Here is a 15,997-nt window from a genome sequence, read left to right on the forward strand (position 1 = left end):
CTGTTTGTTTTTGTTTAAAAATCTGTATCTTCTTCTATTTTTTCTTCTTCTTTACCTTCTCCTTCTTTCGTATCAATTTCTTTAGAACAATCTATATTAATCGTTAATTCTCCTGAAGGTTTTTCAAAATCTTGTTGACTTATGTTTAGCGTTTTATCTTCATAGCATTTTTTCATAAACAGAGCCCAAGTAGGTAATGACATGGTCGCTCCTTGTCCTAAACTTATCCCGTAAAAATGGGTTGCTCTATCTTCACCACCAGTCCAAACACCTGTTGCTAAATCAGGTACAATTCCCATAAACCATCCATCAGATTGGTTTTGAGTAGTTCCTGTTTTTCCTGCGATCGGATTTGTAAATTTATACGGGAATCCTGTATTGGCATCTTTTCTACTGGTATAACCTGAGCGTAAACGTGCTCCTGAACCTGATTGTGTTACCCCTTTCATTAAATCTAAAATCACATATGCAGATTCCTCACTTAAAACTTCTTTAGTTTGTGGTACAAACTCATCTAATACGGTTCCGTTTTTATCTTCAATTCGAGTAATCATCATTGGACTTACTCTTAATCCTTTATTAGCAAATGTTGAATATGCACTAACCATTTCTATAAGTGATAAGTCAATTGCTCCTAATGCTATAGAAGGGTTTGCTTCAATTTTTGATTTAATCCCTGCAGATTCAGCCAAACGAGCCACATTAATAGGAGACACCATATCAATCAGTCTTGCCGTAATTACGTTAGTTGATTTGGCTAAACCTTCTTTTAGGGTTAATTCTCCTCCATATTTTCCGTCTGAGTTTTTCGGAGTCCAATCTTCAGGCATTCCATATTTTTCTTTAGGAATAGTATATGGTGTGTTTGGTAATTTATCACATGGAGATAATTTTAACTGATTTATTGCTGTAGCATATACAAAAGGCTTAAAAGTAGAACCTACTTGTCGTTTTTGTTGTTCAACAGCATCATATTTAAAATATTTATGGTTAATTCCTCCAACCCATGCTTTTATATGACCTGTTTGTGGTTCAATAGATAATAATCCTGAACGTAAAAAATGTTTATAGTAACGGATAGAATCATATGGAGTCATTACAGTATCACGTTCTCCTTTCCATGAGAAAATTCGCATTTCCGTTTCCGTATTAAATGCTTTTTCTATTTCTTTTTCAGACGCTCCTTCTTCTTTCATTTTTTTATAACGTCCGGAATTTTGTTTGGCTCTTCTTATAATTCTTCCTATTTCTTGTTTATCTAAATCATAAAACGGAGCTGTTTTGTTATTTTTTTGTTCTTTATCAAAAAACGATTGAAGATTTGCCATATGCTCAGTCAGTGCCTCTTCTGCATATTGTTGCATACGAGAATCAATAGTTACATATACTTTTAATCCGTCTTTGTATATATTATAAGGCTCTCCATCCGGCTTTACGTTATCTTTAGCCCACTCTTTTAAAAATTGTTTCAAATTTTCTCTAAAGTAGGTTGCCAATCCATCACTATGGCTCTCCGGAGTAAAGTTTATTTTAAGAGGTAGTTTTTGTAAAGAGTCTCTTTCTTGTGCTGTTACAAAACCATTTTTAGCCATTTGAGAAAATACCACATTTCGTCTTCCTAAAGACTTGTCTTTTGATATTTCTCTATACGGATTATATTGTCTAGGATTTTTAAGCATCGCAACAATAATGGCCGATTCTTGTAAATCTAAATCTTTAGGTTCTTTTCCAAAATAAATACGAGCTGCAGAACGTATTCCTACAGCATTAAATATAAAATCCTGCGTATTCAAGTACATCGTTAAGATTTCATCTTTTGTGTACTGACGCTCTAGCTTAATGGCAACCACCCACTCCTTAATTTTTTGCTTAATCCTTGTTAATTTATTTAAAGAAGCCCTTTTAGTAAATAAGTTTTTAGCTAACTGTTGCGTAATAGTACTTGCCCCCCCTCCGGCACCTAATTTTGCCACCGCTCTGGCAGTTCCGTAAAAATCGATACCAGAATGTTCATAAAAACGTTCGTCTTCTGTAGCCACTAATGCCTTTATTAAGTTTTCAGGTAAATCTTTATATTGAATCGGAGTTCTATTTGCTTTTACGTAGTATTTTCCCAAAGTTTTACCATCTGCAGAAATCACTTCCGTGGCCAAGTCACTTTTAGGGTTTTCTAGCTCTTCAAAGGTTGGTAGCGCCCCTAACGCTCCCCATGATGCTAATAAGAAAAGTAAGCAAACGAATAGGATGCCTCCTAAGATAATCCCCCAAAACCATTTAATGTATTTAACTCTAGAATTCATAATACATTTCATTTTTAAATTTAAAAAGGGTTGGACTAACAAATCCAACCCTTTATCCAATTCTATAAAAAATAAGGACTAATCAAATAGGTCAAAAAACCAATTTAAAATCCCCATGTCATCACCACATTCTTGATACTCTAACATTTCTTTTCCGCAATGACTACATGTTTTCCCTCCATAAACATTGGACTTAATTAAGTTCAATTTTTCACTTGAATTTGATTCAAATGAATCTAAAGACAATCTTTTCATATTTATAAATTTTTAAATTTAGCGCAATATACGTTTTTTTTTAAATTAAAACCGTAAAAGATGTACAAAACGTTCAATTAATCTTAAATCTTCAGTAATTATCTCTCCCGACCCCTTCAAATTATGTCTAAACCGTATCTTTTTCCCATAAGAAGTTTTAAAACCATTCTCTAGCTTAACTTTAGCAAAATAAGAACCATTTTTAATACTTTCCGACAAAAATTCCAAGCGTCCTTTTATTACACCAAATTCGGCATACGGGTAACTTTCAAGCTTTATATTGACAACCTGATTCTCTTTCAATTTACCGAAATTTTTAATTGGAACTTCTAATATTGCAAACACCTCATTGACTTTACTTTTATCTTCTATTGACATCAAAGGTTCATTTTTTTCAACATATTTATTAAGGTAAATCAAAGATAAATAATTCACATAGCCATTAACTGGTGATTTTAAAACATGGTTTTCTTTCCATTCATTATATTTCACCTCTAACTTAAGCAAAAGCTCATTAAATCCATATTTACTATCAATTTCATTTTCCTCTACTTTATGTTCTAAATCCTTAGCCTGATTAACAATACCTAATCTTTTATCTTTTAACTGTAACAACTTACTCTCTACATCAAAAAACCTCCTTTCTTGCTGTAGCATCTTTAACTTAGACTTTTCAAAATCTCTTTTTGAAATAACTCCTTTACTAATAAGCTCCTTATCTCTTAAGTAATCTGATTTTTGAATATCTACTTCTATTTTAGCCAGTTTTAATTCGCCTTTAACCAACTTAATCATATGTTCAATATGATTAAGTTCTTTTTGTAGCGTATTAAATTTAAAACTATCTATCCCATCCTCCCTATGATGATTATATATTTTTATTTGGGTGACTAAATCATTGTACAGAGGCTTGAGTTCTCCTAATTCCAAATCTTCAGACAAATCTAAACTACTCCAAGATATTTTAGTTTCCTTTAATGAGTATATTATACTATCAAGCTTAACTAAATCCTTAACCGTACTTTCTCCTTTATCTAAAATTAATACCCAATCCCCCTTATCTACTTTCTCCCCTGTTTCCTTAAAAACATGATCAATATTTCCGCTAATTCTCGGTTTTACAATTACAGAAGGATTTGTTGACACAATTTCTGCTTTAGAAACAATTATATCAGGATATTTTATGAAGTAACTCAGTATCAAAAATATTAAAACCAACATAACTAAAACAAAGTTCCAATAAACTAAAATCGTATTAAAACTATCTTCATAAACCTCCTTAAACTTAAAAGTTTTATTCCCTATCAAATCTATCTTTTCCATTTTAGCCACCTAATTCTAATTGATTTTTAACCAAACTAAAATAATACCCTTTTTTTTCTATTAATTGAGAATGTGTACCTTGTTCTACTACCCCTCCCTTATCCAAAACAATAATGTTATCCGAATTTTTAACAGTACTTAATCTATGTGCAATTATCACAGAAGTCCTCCCCTTACTAAATTCACCTAAATTTTCCACTATCATTTTTTCATTACGTGAATCTAAAGAGCTTGTAGCTTCATCAAAAAACAAATATGGTGCATTCTTGTACAACGCCCGAGCTATTAAAACCCTCTGTATTTGACCGCCACTTAACCCTACAACTCCAGAGCCATCAGTTCCTACTATAGTACTATAACCATTGGGAAGTTTTTCTATAACCTCTTCCAAACACGCTCCCTTAACTGAAGACAATAATCTATCTCTATCAAAAGTTTCATTTTCACAAGATTCTATGATATTATTTAATAAAGTATCTGAAAACATATACCCATTCTGCATCACAACACCACAGTACTTTCTCCATATAGAAGGATTTATGTTATTTAAATCTATTTTTCCAACTAAAATTTCTCCTTCATTGGGTTTGTAGAATCCTAACAGTAATTTTAGAAGAGTTGTTTTGCCACTACCACTAGCTCCAACTATTGCTGTTGTTTTGTTATAAGGAATCTTAAAAGACACATTTTTAAGAACCTCCTCCGAGTTTTTTCCTCCGTACTTAAAAGATAAATTATTAACCAAAATACCTTGATTATCATCAAAGTTTTCAATAGGCCGTGAAAAGTTTTCTATTTCCTTTCTATTAACTTCACTTAGTCTTTCTATACTAAGTTTAGAATCCTGATAATCCTTTATAAAATTGACAAACATTAATAGAGGTGCATTAATTTGACCAACGATATACTGAATCGCTATCATAACCCCTAAGGTCATAGTTCCTTCAATAACAGCCATCGCAGAAAAAAAAGTTATAAAAATATTCTTTAACTCATTTATTAAATTAGAACCTAAGAATTGTTTTTGATTAAGAACCATTCTTTTAATATTCGTATTATATAATTTTAATCTACTTTCTTCCCATCCCCATCGTCTTTTTTTTTCTGAATTATTAATTTTAATATCACCTATCCCATTAACTATCTGCATTATCTTGTTTGACACCTCTGCTTGTTCTTCAAATTTTTGTTCGTCCAGCATATATCTTTTTTTCATAAAAAAACTTATCCATAAAACGTAAGTGCAAGTGCCTATAAAAAAAATAGAAAAAACATATATATCGTAATACAATAAAATAAAAAGAAATAAAAAAGCATTGAATAAAGAGAATAGTGTATTAGGAGATGAGGCCAAGAACTTTTCAATTCTATCTGAATCTTGGACTCTTTGCAAAATATCACCTATAGTTTTAGACTCAAAAAATGAAATGGGTAACTTTATAAGATGCATCAAAAAATCAGAGGTAAACGAAATACTTATTCTCGACCCAATTACTAATAAAAACCACCCTCTAACCGCTGATAAAAAATTTTGAGAAATAATCAACGTTAATTGAGCTACCAAAACAATAATAATAAAGTTAACATCACTATGACCAACCCCTTTATCAACAATCGATTGAGTTAAAAAAGGTAAAATAATTTGAATTACACTCCCAAAAAACAAACCTAATATCACATGAAACAAATACTTCCTATACGGTTTTAAATAGGGGAGTAAAACCTTAAACCCATGTTCGTCAACACCAATTTCCTTTTCATAAAAACTATCAGTTGGCTCAAATAAGACAAGTAACCCTTCTCTATTTCCTTCAAAATAACTACCTTCCAACCATCCTTTTAAAAACTCCTTTTCTGTATAAACCAAATATCCCAAACCTGGATCTGCAACATACACCTTATTATTCTTAATTTTATAAATAACTATAAAATGTTTTTTTTCCCAATAAGCTACACAAGGCAAAGGTACTTGTTCTTTCAATTTTTCCCACTGCACACTAACAGGTAAAGACCTCAGACCTATTTCTTCAGCCACATCACAAATCTGAGCGATTGACACACCATCCTTAATTATATGGGTATATTCTTTTAAATGACTAGATTTATAGAACTTCCCATAATATCCTGCTATCATTCTAAGACAAGCTATTCCACAGTCGGATGAATCCAACTGTTTAATCAATTTAATTTTTTTCATTTATAGCAAAAATTTAATATTATTCCTTTTCAATTCTAAACCCTACATCTGTAACACCTTCTAAATTTTCAACTCCTTCAACTTTGCCATTTTTTCTCATAGATTGACGTATTTTAAAGGTATACATTCCTTTAGCAGGAAATAGTATATTTTCTTTGTAAAAAAGTTTATTCTCTTTAATATCTGAAAACCCTTTTCCTAAAAATTTACCTGTTACATCTGCCATATCATACTCTAACGTATCTGCTATAACAGTACCATCCGGAAAATCCATTTGAGTAATTATAAACAAATTACTATACGGGTATTCTTTGTTATTACGAATATTAATGAAAAGGTTATGTTCATGAATGGTATCTTCTACCGGAAATGTAAACTGCAGCGCATTGTTTTTATTCCATTTTTGATTTGAAATAGGTAAATACTCATCAAAAACTCTTTTTTTATCACATGATGTAATAAAAAACAACGCGATCATACAACTTATTACTAAGTTATTTCTGTTTATTATTCTCAGCATTATTGTTACCGTTATTGTTTCTTTTTTTGTTATTGTTTCTTCTTCTCTTCTTATTAGGTGTTGTTTTATTTTCTACCGGCTGTTGTTTATTACTCGCGGTGTTGTTATTTTGTTTTACTTCACCCTTAGGTTTTGTATTATTTGGCCTGTTATTTCTTGTAGATGTTCTTCTATTGTCTGGTCTTTTCTTCTTTTCTACCTCAGTTTTTTCAGTATTTTTTTGAGGTGATTTATTAGTAACTTTAGAGTCTGCTACTTTATTTTCAGCAGGTTTATTATTAACACCTTTTTTAACTTTTCGTCTATTTCTTTTTGGTTTTTTAGGAGTATCAAATCGTGTTAAACTATCTTGCCCCACAACATTTTCAAAATCAATTTTAGGGTCATCTAAAATTTCCGATTCGTATTCTTCTAATGGAGATGCTTGTTCACCGGCATTATTAAGTTCAATTATTTCAAGAACTTGCTCAAGAGATAATTTATACCATTTATAACTCTCTTCTTTATAGGTATACCATAAGAGTTGTTTAAAAATATCCATTTTTACAAAAATGGCTTCTCCTTTTTCAGTATTAAGAACCACTTCTTGCTTTGGAAATTCTTTAAGGGCATCTACATATGAGTCTAGCTCAAAATTCAAACAGCATTTCAGCTTTCCGCACTGTCCGGCTAGCTTTAAAGGATTTAATGATAACTGCTGATATCTTGCTGCTGCTGTATTTACTTTTCTAAAGTCGGTTAACCATGTTGAACAACACAACTCTCTACCACAAGATCCTACACCTCCTAATCTTGCAGCTTCTTGTCGCATTCCTACCTGTTTCATTTCAACTCTGATAGAAAAAGCACTTGCTAAATCACGAATTAACTGACGAAAATCTACTCTATCGTCTGCCGTGTAGTAAAAAGTAGCTTTGGTTCCGTCCCCCTGATATTCAACATCAGAAAGTTTCATTTTTAACCCAAGTTTGCTAATAATTTCTCTTCCTTTTCTTTGAGTTTCTAGTTCTTTTTGTCTGGCTTCTTGCCAAACATCAATATCTTTTTGCGAAGCTTTACGATATATCTTTTTTACTTCATCACTATCGGCCTCAATTTTTCTTTTTCTCATTTGAACTTTCACAAGTTCTCCTGCTAAAGAAACTACACCAACATCATGACCCGAAGATCCTTCTACCGCAACAATATCACCCATTGAGATAGTTAACTTCTCAGCGTTTTTATAAAAATGTTTTCTTCCGTTTTTAAAACGTACTTCGTATATATTAAATGGAGCTTCACCAGTTGGTAAAGTCATATTTGATAACCAATCAAAAACAGCTAGTTTATTTCCACTACCACAAGATCCGGTAGCACAATTTCCATTGCTCTTACAGCCTTTAGGAACACCATTTTTGTTGGTTGAGCAATTACCACAACCCATAGTTTACATGTATATTTTAGTAACTATTTTTTAAACCTGTATAGAACCAGCATCAAAAAACACCTACATATTACTGATTTTCAATATTTTAATTTATTCTTCTAAAACTTTTCTTAATCAGTAAAGATACATATTATAATGAAATGTAAAAATTGTATTTTTTATGATCTTTTTTACATTCTTTCAAAAAGAATACTTCTTAAAAAAAAGGATCATTTTTTAGTTAAAATCCACATTTATAAGTAAATAATAAATATATTCGTAACTAATTAATTATTTTTTTAATAAAAACCCTTCTTAAAAATGAAAAAAACACATCTTAAAATAACTACATTAGCTATGTTTGGTTTTTTAATTACTTCTTGTAATAATTCTGAAAACCTTGAACAACCCATTAATGAGAGTGCTGTAGAAAATTCTTTTAACGAAATAAAGGATCAGTACATAGTTACTTTTAAAGCAGGTACTCTTAGCAGACCTCTTTCTAAAGGCACAAAACTTGCCTATGAAACTTCAATGAAAGCCATTCGATCTGAAGTTGTAGATAAACTAAACACCCTTCAAATTAAAAATGAAGACATTAAAACTACTTTTGGTTATGCTTTACAAGGTTTTGTTGCCAAACTAAATAAGCAACAACTTGAGCAACTAAAAAAAGATCCAAGGGTAAAATCTATAGAAAATGACTATATGATTTCTTTAGCTCCTGGTGGCCCGGGTGGTGGTGGAGGTAGTACGTCTCAAGAAACTCCTTGGGGTATTACCCGTGTTGGTGGTCCGGTTAGCGGCGTAGGAAAAACTGCTTGGATTATTGATTCGGGTATTGATTTAGATCATCCGGATTTAAACGTTGATACTTCAAGAAGTAGAACTTTTGTCACTTCAGGTAAAGATGCTAGATCTGCTGATGACGGAAACGGACACGGAACACATGTTGCAGGAACTGTTGGAGCTTTAGACAACAATATAGGTGTAATTGGTGTGGCTCCGGGTGCGTCATTAGTGGCTTTAAAAGTTCTTAGCAGTAGAGGTACAGGAGAGTTTTCATGGACTGTACAAGCTTTAGATTATGTAGCGGCTAACGGTAATGTTGGTGATGCTGTTAACATGAGTTTAGGACCAAGATCAAGATATACTGACTCAGCCGTAGATCAGGCTACTTTAAATGTGGCTTCTTTAGGTATTAATATTGCTATTGCTGCCGGAAATTCTGACGATGATTGTTCTTTTTATTCTCCTGCCAGAGTAAATCACCCTAATATTTACACCATTTCAAATATGACTATTAATGAGGTATTGGCTTCTACTTCTAACTATGGTGATCCCGTAGATTATGCAGCTCCGGGTACTTCAATCAAATCTACATGGAAAGGTGGTGGTTATAATACTATCAGCGGTACTTCAATGGCCTCACCACATGTTTGTGGTTTATTAATAACCGGCGGAGTTACCGGAGATGGATTTGTTCAAGATAAAGACAATAATCCTGACCCAATAGCCGTTAGAAAATAACAAAAAATCATTATATATATTATTATTAACAAACGAAAAAAGCCATATAGAAATTTCTATATGGCTTTTTTTACTTTATATAAGAACGTGTAAAAATTACACTACTCCTTGATCTAACATTGCGTCAGCAACTTTTACGAAACCAGCAATATTAGCTCCTTTTACGTAATCAACATACCCATCTTCTTGTGTTCCATATTTAACACATGCTGCATGGATATTATTCATAATTGAATGTAATTTGCTATCAACTTCTTCACGTGTCCAAGACAAACGTAATGAGTTTTGCGACATTTCTAAACCAGATGTAGCAACTCCTCCTGCATTAGATGCTTTTCCCGGAGAGAATAATATCTTAGCCTCTTGGAATACCGCAATAGCCTCTGGAGTAGATGGCATGTTAGCTCCTTCAGCAACACAAACACATCCGTTAGCTACTAATTTTTTAGCCTCTTCACCGTTTAACTCGTTTTGAGTAGCACATGGTAAAGCAACATCACACTTAACTCCCCAAGGTCTTTCACCTGCGAAAAATTTTGCTGATGGATACTTCTCTACATACTCACTGATTCTTCCACGCTTCACATTTTTTAACTCCATTATAAAAGCTAATTTTTCAGCGTCAATACCTGCTTCATCGTAGATATATCCTGAAGAATCTGATAATGTAACTACTTTTGCTCCTAATTCTGTAGCTTTTTCAGTAGCATATTGCGCTACGTTTCCAGAACCTGAAACAACTACGGTTTTACCTTTAAAAGAATCTCCTTTAGTTTTCAACATGTTTTCAGCGAAATATACATCACCGTAACCTGTTGCTTCCGGACGGATTAATGACCCACCCCAAGTAGCTCCTTTTCCTGTTAAAACTCCTGTAAATTCGTTACGTAAACGCTTGTATTGACCAAACATATATCCTATTTCACGACCTCCAACACCTATATCTCCGGCAGGAACATCTGTATCAGGACCAATATGACGAGCTAATTCAGTCATAAAAGATTGACAAAAAGCCATTACTTCACGATCTGATTTTCCTTTTGGATCAAAATCAGAACCTCCTTTACCTCCACCCATTGGTAGTGTAGTTAAAGAGTTTTTGAACACTTGCTCAAATCCTAAAAACTTTAAAATAGATAAATTTACAGATGGATGAAAACGTAAACCTCCTTTATATGGACCAATTGCAGAGTTAAACTCAACTCTGTAACCTCTGTTTACTTGCGTTTCTCCTTTATCATCAACCCAAGGCACTCTAAACATAATAGTACGCTCAGGTTCAATCATACGCTCTAATAACTTTTTACCTTGATATTTAGGGTTGTTTTCTATGAACGGAATTACAGTTTCTGCAACTTCATGTACGGCTTGCAAAAACTCTGGTTCGTATGCATTACGTTGTTTAACGTAATCCATAAAAGCATTTATTTTAGATTCCATAAATCTTTTAGTTGTTCTGTTATTAAATTTTAACAATTTTACTTGGCAAATATAATTAATTTACAATTTGTTAAATTTGTTTTTATTGTTTATTTTCTAGTTTTCTACAACGTTTTCGTTATTAGACAAAATACCATGACTTTTTAACTAAAAAAACGTAAATTTGCCACTTAATTTTTGTGATTGATATACAATGTTAGATAAGGTAAAAGAATTGATTGGAGACGTTAAAGCTTTCCAAGCAACGTCTAAAGAAGAAATAGAAACTTTTAGGATTAAGTATTTAGGAAGTAAAGGATTGTTAAAAGATTTGTTTACTGAATTTAAAAATGTTGATGCTGAACTACGTAAAGATTTTGGGCAGGCATTAAATAATCTTAAGAAATCTGCTGAAGATAAAGTTACCGAATTAAACGATGCTATAGAAAATGCCATTGAAGAAAAAGGTGTATATGGCGATTTAACGCGTCCTGCCGAACCTATTGAGTTAGGCTCTCGTCATCCTATATCATTAGTTAAAAATCAAATTATAGAGGTTTTTAACCGAATTGGTTTTACCGTTTCTGAAGGACCTGAAATTGAAGATGATTGGCATAATTTTACTGCTTTAAATTTACCGGAATATCATCCGGCTCGAGATATGCAGGATACTTTTTTTATTGAAAAAAACCCTGACACCTTACTAAGAACACATACCTCATCGGTTCAGGTTCGTTATATGGAAAATAATGAACCGCCTATTCGAACAATTTCTCCGGGTAGAGTATTTCGTAATGAAGATATTTCGGCTCGTGCGCATTGTATTTTCCACCAAGTAGAAGGATTGTACATTGATACCGATGTTTCTTTTGCCGATTTAAAACAAACCTTGTTATATTTTACTAAAGAAATGTTTGGTAAATCTAAAATCAGGTTACGTCCATCATACTTTCCGTTTACAGAACCAAGTGCTGAAGTTGATATTTATTGGGGATTAGAAACTGAAACGGATTATAGAATTACCAAAGGAACCGGTTGGTTAGAAATCATGGGGTGCGGTATGGTTGACCCTAATGTTTTAAAGAATTGTAATATTGATCCAACTAAATATTCAGGATATGCTTTTGGTATGGGAATAGAACGTATTGCCATGCTTTTATATCAAATTCCGGATATTAGAATGTTTTATGAAAATGACAAACGCTTTTTAGAGCAGTTTAAATCGATCATTTAATCTCCATGAAACGTTTAGTTCTAATTATTTTATTAGGAATTTTAAACAGCAAAGTCTCATTTTCTCAAAAAACTTTTATTGAGAGTTCTGGTGATATACTACAAATAGGAATTCCGGCAATTGCTTTTGGTTCTACGCTTTTAGTTAAGGCAAACGACAAACCTCATTGGCAATTTGTAAAAGCTTTTGGTACCTCATTTGTGGTTACCCATGCTCTTAAAAGAATTATAGACAAAAAGCGTCCTGACGGTGGGCTTCACAGTTTTCCTTCCGGACATACTTCGGCGGCATTTACCGGAGCTGCTTTTATTCAAAAAAGGTATGGATGGGAATATGGTATTCCTGCTTATTTATTAGCTAGTTATGTAGGATACTCCAGGGTTTATGCTGACAGACATGATATATATGATGTAGCCGCCGGTGCTGCTATTGGTATAATAGCATCGTACTTGTTTACAAAACCTTATAAAAAAAATAACACTGTTTTTTTAAGTGGTACGTTTAACAAAAACAACATACTACTTAGTTTAAATTATTCTCTTTAGAAATGAAAAAAGATATTACAATTCCTGAAGTAACTGATATTGAAATGGCCGTTGTATTAGAACATAATGATGTTCATAACACGGAAGATTGGAATGTTTATATCATTAATAAAAAATCAATAGCTATTGAAATGGTTGTTATTGTTTCTCAAGGGTTTTCAGAAACGAAAACAACTTCTGTTTTTCGAAAAAAAATAGACGTTTTACCAGCAAATTCAATAGCTAAAGTAGAGTTAATTCAGCCTGAATTATTTGCTTTGGACAACCGTTTTCAGGTAACTTTTTTTGAAGGCAATACACTGTATGATAAAACATTTGTTTTTGAAAAAAACAGTATTAAAGAAGGTAGTTTAAGAATGATTCAGCCTTTTAATAAAAGAGGAATTGTTTGTAACTAATATAAAAAAGCAAGTTTAATAAACTTGCTTTTTTACTTGAAGGTCTCTATTTGTGTTGCAACGTACACGCGTTGTTTATTTTTTCAACTTCTGTTATAAAGTTTTCTATATCGTTATAAATTCCATCAAAAACATTCAACTGATTGATTAAATTATTTAATGGAGCAATGATGTCGTCTGAAAAGGTTTGTAATTCTGTTGTTAAATCATTAAGAATACTTAATCCCGGAATTGAAGGCATGCTAATATTTAAATGCAATGCCTTTAGTATCGGCTGTAAAATAGCATTCATGGCTTTGTTTAGCAAATCCATAACAGGTCCGATAACGCTCAATCCTCCTTTTATAATTTGCTCTACACTAAACGAAAAATATACTGTATGCCAACCGCATGGATATGGAACTCCCCATTTGTGACATATTTTTGGGTATCCTCCGTAAGGCACACGTATTGTATGGCTTAGTACATTTTTTACTGCGTTTAACTCAGAAATTAAAGGGTTTAAAACATTCATTACTGCATTAATTTGACTTTGCAAACTTACCAGTCCCATAACTAAATGTTTTAAATCTTCAGCTTTCTCCTCAGCACTGTTTATTGCATTTAGTAATTGAACTTGCACACTATCAAATTTTAAAACAACAGGGTCAACCGTAGTTGCGGAAGCATCTATCTGATTTTCTAAATCTGTTTTTATGGTTGAATCGGGTAATGCGTTAATACATTGAATGGCACTTCCTAAAGTTGCTATAAACTGATTTTCTGCATTCATTAATTTTAACAGTATCTCATCTACTTTTTTTACTTGAGGCTCTACCTTTTCAATGGTATTTCTAATTGGAGACACAATTTTTTCTATATCATTTGATACGGTCAGTGCCTCATCAATAGGTTTTTTAAAGGCCGTTAAAGTTGTTTTTAATTCTGATGCTTCAGCTCCGATTTCCGGAATAATAGAAACCACTTCTAATAATTGTATGGCCTCATTTAAAGCCGAGTCTAAGTTGTTCAGTTCTGAATTAATTGTTTTTGATATTGCTAAATCACTATTTATTGTTTGTAAATCTTGATCTAGTGTTTTTACATCTGCTTCTAATTTTGCTGTGTTAGATTCTGTTGTACTAACATCATGAAGTAGTTTATTAGCTTGCCCCATGCTCATTGCTGTAGCATCTGTTATTTGCGAATTAACTGATGTTGGATATGCCATAATTTTAAAGTTTGGTTACGTTATTAAGTTTTTAACTACAAAAGTTAAATGCACTTTATAATCATTGCTTTACCATAAAAACAATGAGGTTTGTAGTAGGATTTTCTTTATCATTTAACTTTTGTAGCGAACCAAAGTTGAAAAATTTATGATGTTTATTTTAAAAAAATACCGTAAAGACATTATTTTCAATCATTAACGTACTAAATACCTTCTTAATTAAAGTGTAAAAAAATAACTCCGCCATAAATGACGGAGTTAAAAAAAGACTAAAATAAACTACTGTTTATTGCACTACAAGTGTATATTCTGGTGTTGGATTTAGTGGACAGAAGTACACATATTTTCCTTTAGTTAAGGTTACTTTTTTTGATTTTGACTTTCCATTATTTTTTACCAATGACGTTACATAAGCATTTTTAATATGGTTAGCTTCATCTGTTTTTCCTTGAGGGGCTAATACAAAACCTACATCATGACCAACTTCATTATTTGAAATTTCAAATACATAAGTTCCCTCATTTAGAGTTAATGATTTTTGAGTAAACTCTCCTTTTGTTTGTTCTAAGGCAACTGTTTTTACTTCTTGAGCATTTGCTTGTAATGCAAACCCAACTACTAAAACTAATAATGCTACTATTTTTCTCATTTTATTTGATTGTTTATTAATTATATTCTGTTAATTATTATGCTTGTACACCAAATTTTCCTGCTTCTACCTTTGGAAAATCAATTTCTGTTTCTGCAATATGATTTACATAGTTTGTTAATGTATTTGCTACTACATTTAACACTATTTCTAAAATATCACCATCATTATACCCGGCTTCTTTTACAGCCTGAATATCATTTGATGTTACATTACCTCTGTTTCTGGTTACACTTTTTGCAAATTGTAATCCTGCTTGCACTTTAGCATCTGAAGAAGCTCCTTGTCTGTTTTCTTCAATTTCACTTTCTGTTAATCCGTTCATCTTTCCAATAGCTGTATGGGCAGACAAACAATAGTTACAGGTATTTTCTTCTGCAATAGCTAAAGCTAATTGTTCTCTAAATTTATTTGAAAAATTACCGTTGCCATTTAATTCTCCCAGGCTTAAGTAACTTTGTAGAGTTACCGGTGAGTTACCAAATACTTTAATTAGGTTAGGAATAAATCCTAATTTGTTTTGTACTGCATCAAATAATTCTTTTGATTTTCCTGTAGTTGTTTCCGGGTTTAATGTTTCTATTCTTGTACTCATAATTTTAATTATTTAGTTAATTCTTTACACTCTTTTTCGTTAATTGGATTATCATATTCTTGATATCCCCAACAGTTCGGACATGTTTTATGTTCTGATATCATAATTTCTTTGTTTTAATTTCTGATACAAAGATGCGAACAGAATACTCCTCAAAAAATGGACAAAGGTTCTTATGAATTGGACAAAATGGAAAAATCAAAAATTTAGTTGGAAAATGAGAGCGTTAAAAGCCAGAAGGAAAGAGGAAAAGGTTAAAAGTTAAAGATCTGTGACACATTTCGTTCAGTAGTCTTATGGAGTTTCTTTCTTTGGGTCAGCAGTTTCTTTCTTTGGGTCGGCAGTTTCTTTCTTTGGGTCGGCAGTTTCTTTCTTTGGGTCGGCAGTTTCTTTCTTTGGGTCGGCAGTTTCTTTCTT

At 32.2% G+C, this 15,997-nt stretch carries 14 protein-coding genes; 4 read left to right on the forward strand and 10 right to left on the reverse strand.

The features are described 5' to 3' along the window. Positions 1-14: 14 nt before the first annotated feature. The 6 genes from ACQY1Q_RS07110 to ACQY1Q_RS07135 form a co-directional block, all read right to left on the reverse strand. Positions 15-2,300 carry a penicillin-binding protein 1A gene (locus ACQY1Q_RS07110; RefSeq protein WP_431004606.1) on the reverse strand — a complete coding sequence of 762 codons (2,286 nt, stop codon included), beginning with the start codon at positions 2,298-2,300 and terminating at the stop codon, positions 15-17. A gap of 78 nt (positions 2,301-2,378) precedes the next feature. Beyond that, positions 2,379-2,507, reverse strand: coding sequence for a hypothetical protein (locus ACQY1Q_RS07115; protein ID WP_431004607.1), 129 nt, complete (start codon positions 2,505-2,507; stop codon positions 2,379-2,381). 93 nt (positions 2,508-2,600) lie between these two features. Beyond that, positions 2,601-3,878, reverse strand: coding sequence for an HlyD family secretion protein (locus tag ACQY1Q_RS07120; RefSeq protein WP_431004608.1), 1,278 nt, complete (start codon positions 3,876-3,878; stop codon positions 2,601-2,603). A gap of 1 nt (position 3,879) precedes the next feature. Further along, positions 3,880-6,075, reverse strand: a complete 2,196-nt coding sequence (locus ACQY1Q_RS07125; RefSeq protein WP_431004609.1) for a peptidase domain-containing ABC transporter — start codon at positions 6,073-6,075, stop codon at positions 3,880-3,882. A gap of 19 nt (positions 6,076-6,094) precedes the next feature. Next, positions 6,095-6,595, reverse strand: a complete 501-nt coding sequence (locus ACQY1Q_RS07130) for a gliding motility lipoprotein GldH (protein ID WP_431004610.1) — start codon at positions 6,593-6,595, stop codon at positions 6,095-6,097. Next, on the reverse strand, positions 6,570-8,018 hold the full coding sequence (locus ACQY1Q_RS07135; RefSeq protein ID WP_431004611.1) for a PSP1 domain-containing protein: 1,449 nt from the start codon (positions 8,016-8,018) through the stop codon (positions 6,570-6,572). Before ACQY1Q_RS07135 ends, ACQY1Q_RS07130 begins: the two co-directional genes overlap by 26 nt. A 303-nt stretch (positions 8,019-8,321) precedes the next feature. On the opposite strand from ACQY1Q_RS07135, the gene ACQY1Q_RS07140 reads away from it, so the two are divergent. Next, on the forward strand, positions 8,322-9,530 hold the full coding sequence (locus ACQY1Q_RS07140; protein ID WP_431004612.1) for a S8 family serine peptidase: 1,209 nt from the start codon (positions 8,322-8,324) through the stop codon (positions 9,528-9,530). A gap of 96 nt (positions 9,531-9,626) precedes the next feature. On the opposite strand, the gene gdhA is transcribed toward ACQY1Q_RS07140, so the two are convergent. Beyond that, positions 9,627-10,970 carry an NADP-specific glutamate dehydrogenase gene (gene gdhA, locus ACQY1Q_RS07145; protein WP_431004613.1) on the reverse strand — a complete coding sequence of 448 codons (1,344 nt, stop codon included), beginning with the start codon at positions 10,968-10,970 and terminating at the stop codon, positions 9,627-9,629. Positions 10,971-11,163: 193 nt separating this feature from the next. On the opposite strand from gdhA, the gene pheS reads away from it, so the two are divergent. Genes pheS through ACQY1Q_RS07160 form a run of 3 tightly spaced genes read left to right on the forward strand, consistent with a single transcriptional unit; the run spans position 11,164 to position 13,126 of the window. Continuing rightward, entirely contained in the window at positions 11,164-12,183 is a 1,020-nt protein-coding gene (gene pheS, locus ACQY1Q_RS07150) for a phenylalanine--tRNA ligase subunit alpha (RefSeq protein ID WP_431004614.1), read from the forward strand. Positions 12,184-12,188: 5 nt separating this feature from the next. Beyond that, entirely contained in the window at positions 12,189-12,728 is a 540-nt protein-coding gene (locus ACQY1Q_RS07155; RefSeq protein ID WP_431004615.1) for a phosphatase PAP2 family protein, read from the forward strand. A 2-nt stretch (positions 12,729-12,730) separates the two neighbouring features. After that, on the forward strand, positions 12,731-13,126 hold the full coding sequence (locus tag ACQY1Q_RS07160; protein WP_431004616.1) for a hypothetical protein: 396 nt from the start codon (positions 12,731-12,733) through the stop codon (positions 13,124-13,126). A 46-nt stretch (positions 13,127-13,172) separates the two neighbouring features. Here the strand turns inward: ACQY1Q_RS07160 and ACQY1Q_RS07165 are convergent, their stop codons facing one another. The 3 genes from ACQY1Q_RS07165 to ACQY1Q_RS07175 all read right to left on the reverse strand — a co-directional run bounded on the left by ACQY1Q_RS07165 (position 13,173) and on the right by ACQY1Q_RS07175 (position 15,580). After that, positions 13,173-14,336, reverse strand: coding sequence for a hypothetical protein (locus ACQY1Q_RS07165; RefSeq protein WP_431004617.1), 1,164 nt, complete (start codon positions 14,334-14,336; stop codon positions 13,173-13,175). Positions 14,337-14,622: 286 nt separating this feature from the next. Then, positions 14,623-14,985, reverse strand: coding sequence for a plastocyanin/azurin family copper-binding protein (locus tag ACQY1Q_RS07170; protein WP_431004618.1), 363 nt, complete (start codon positions 14,983-14,985; stop codon positions 14,623-14,625). 37 nt (positions 14,986-15,022) lie between these two features. Next, the gene (locus tag ACQY1Q_RS07175) at positions 15,023-15,580 is read right to left on the reverse strand and encodes a carboxymuconolactone decarboxylase family protein (RefSeq protein WP_431004619.1); all 558 of its coding nucleotides are present in this window, start codon (positions 15,578-15,580) and stop codon (positions 15,023-15,025) included. Positions 15,581-15,997: the final 417 nt, after the last annotated feature.

It is taken from the genome of Tenacibaculum sp. TC6 (assembly GCF_050606265.1).
In the GTDB taxonomy this organism is placed as follows: domain Bacteria; phylum Bacteroidota; class Bacteroidia; order Flavobacteriales; family Flavobacteriaceae; genus Polaribacter.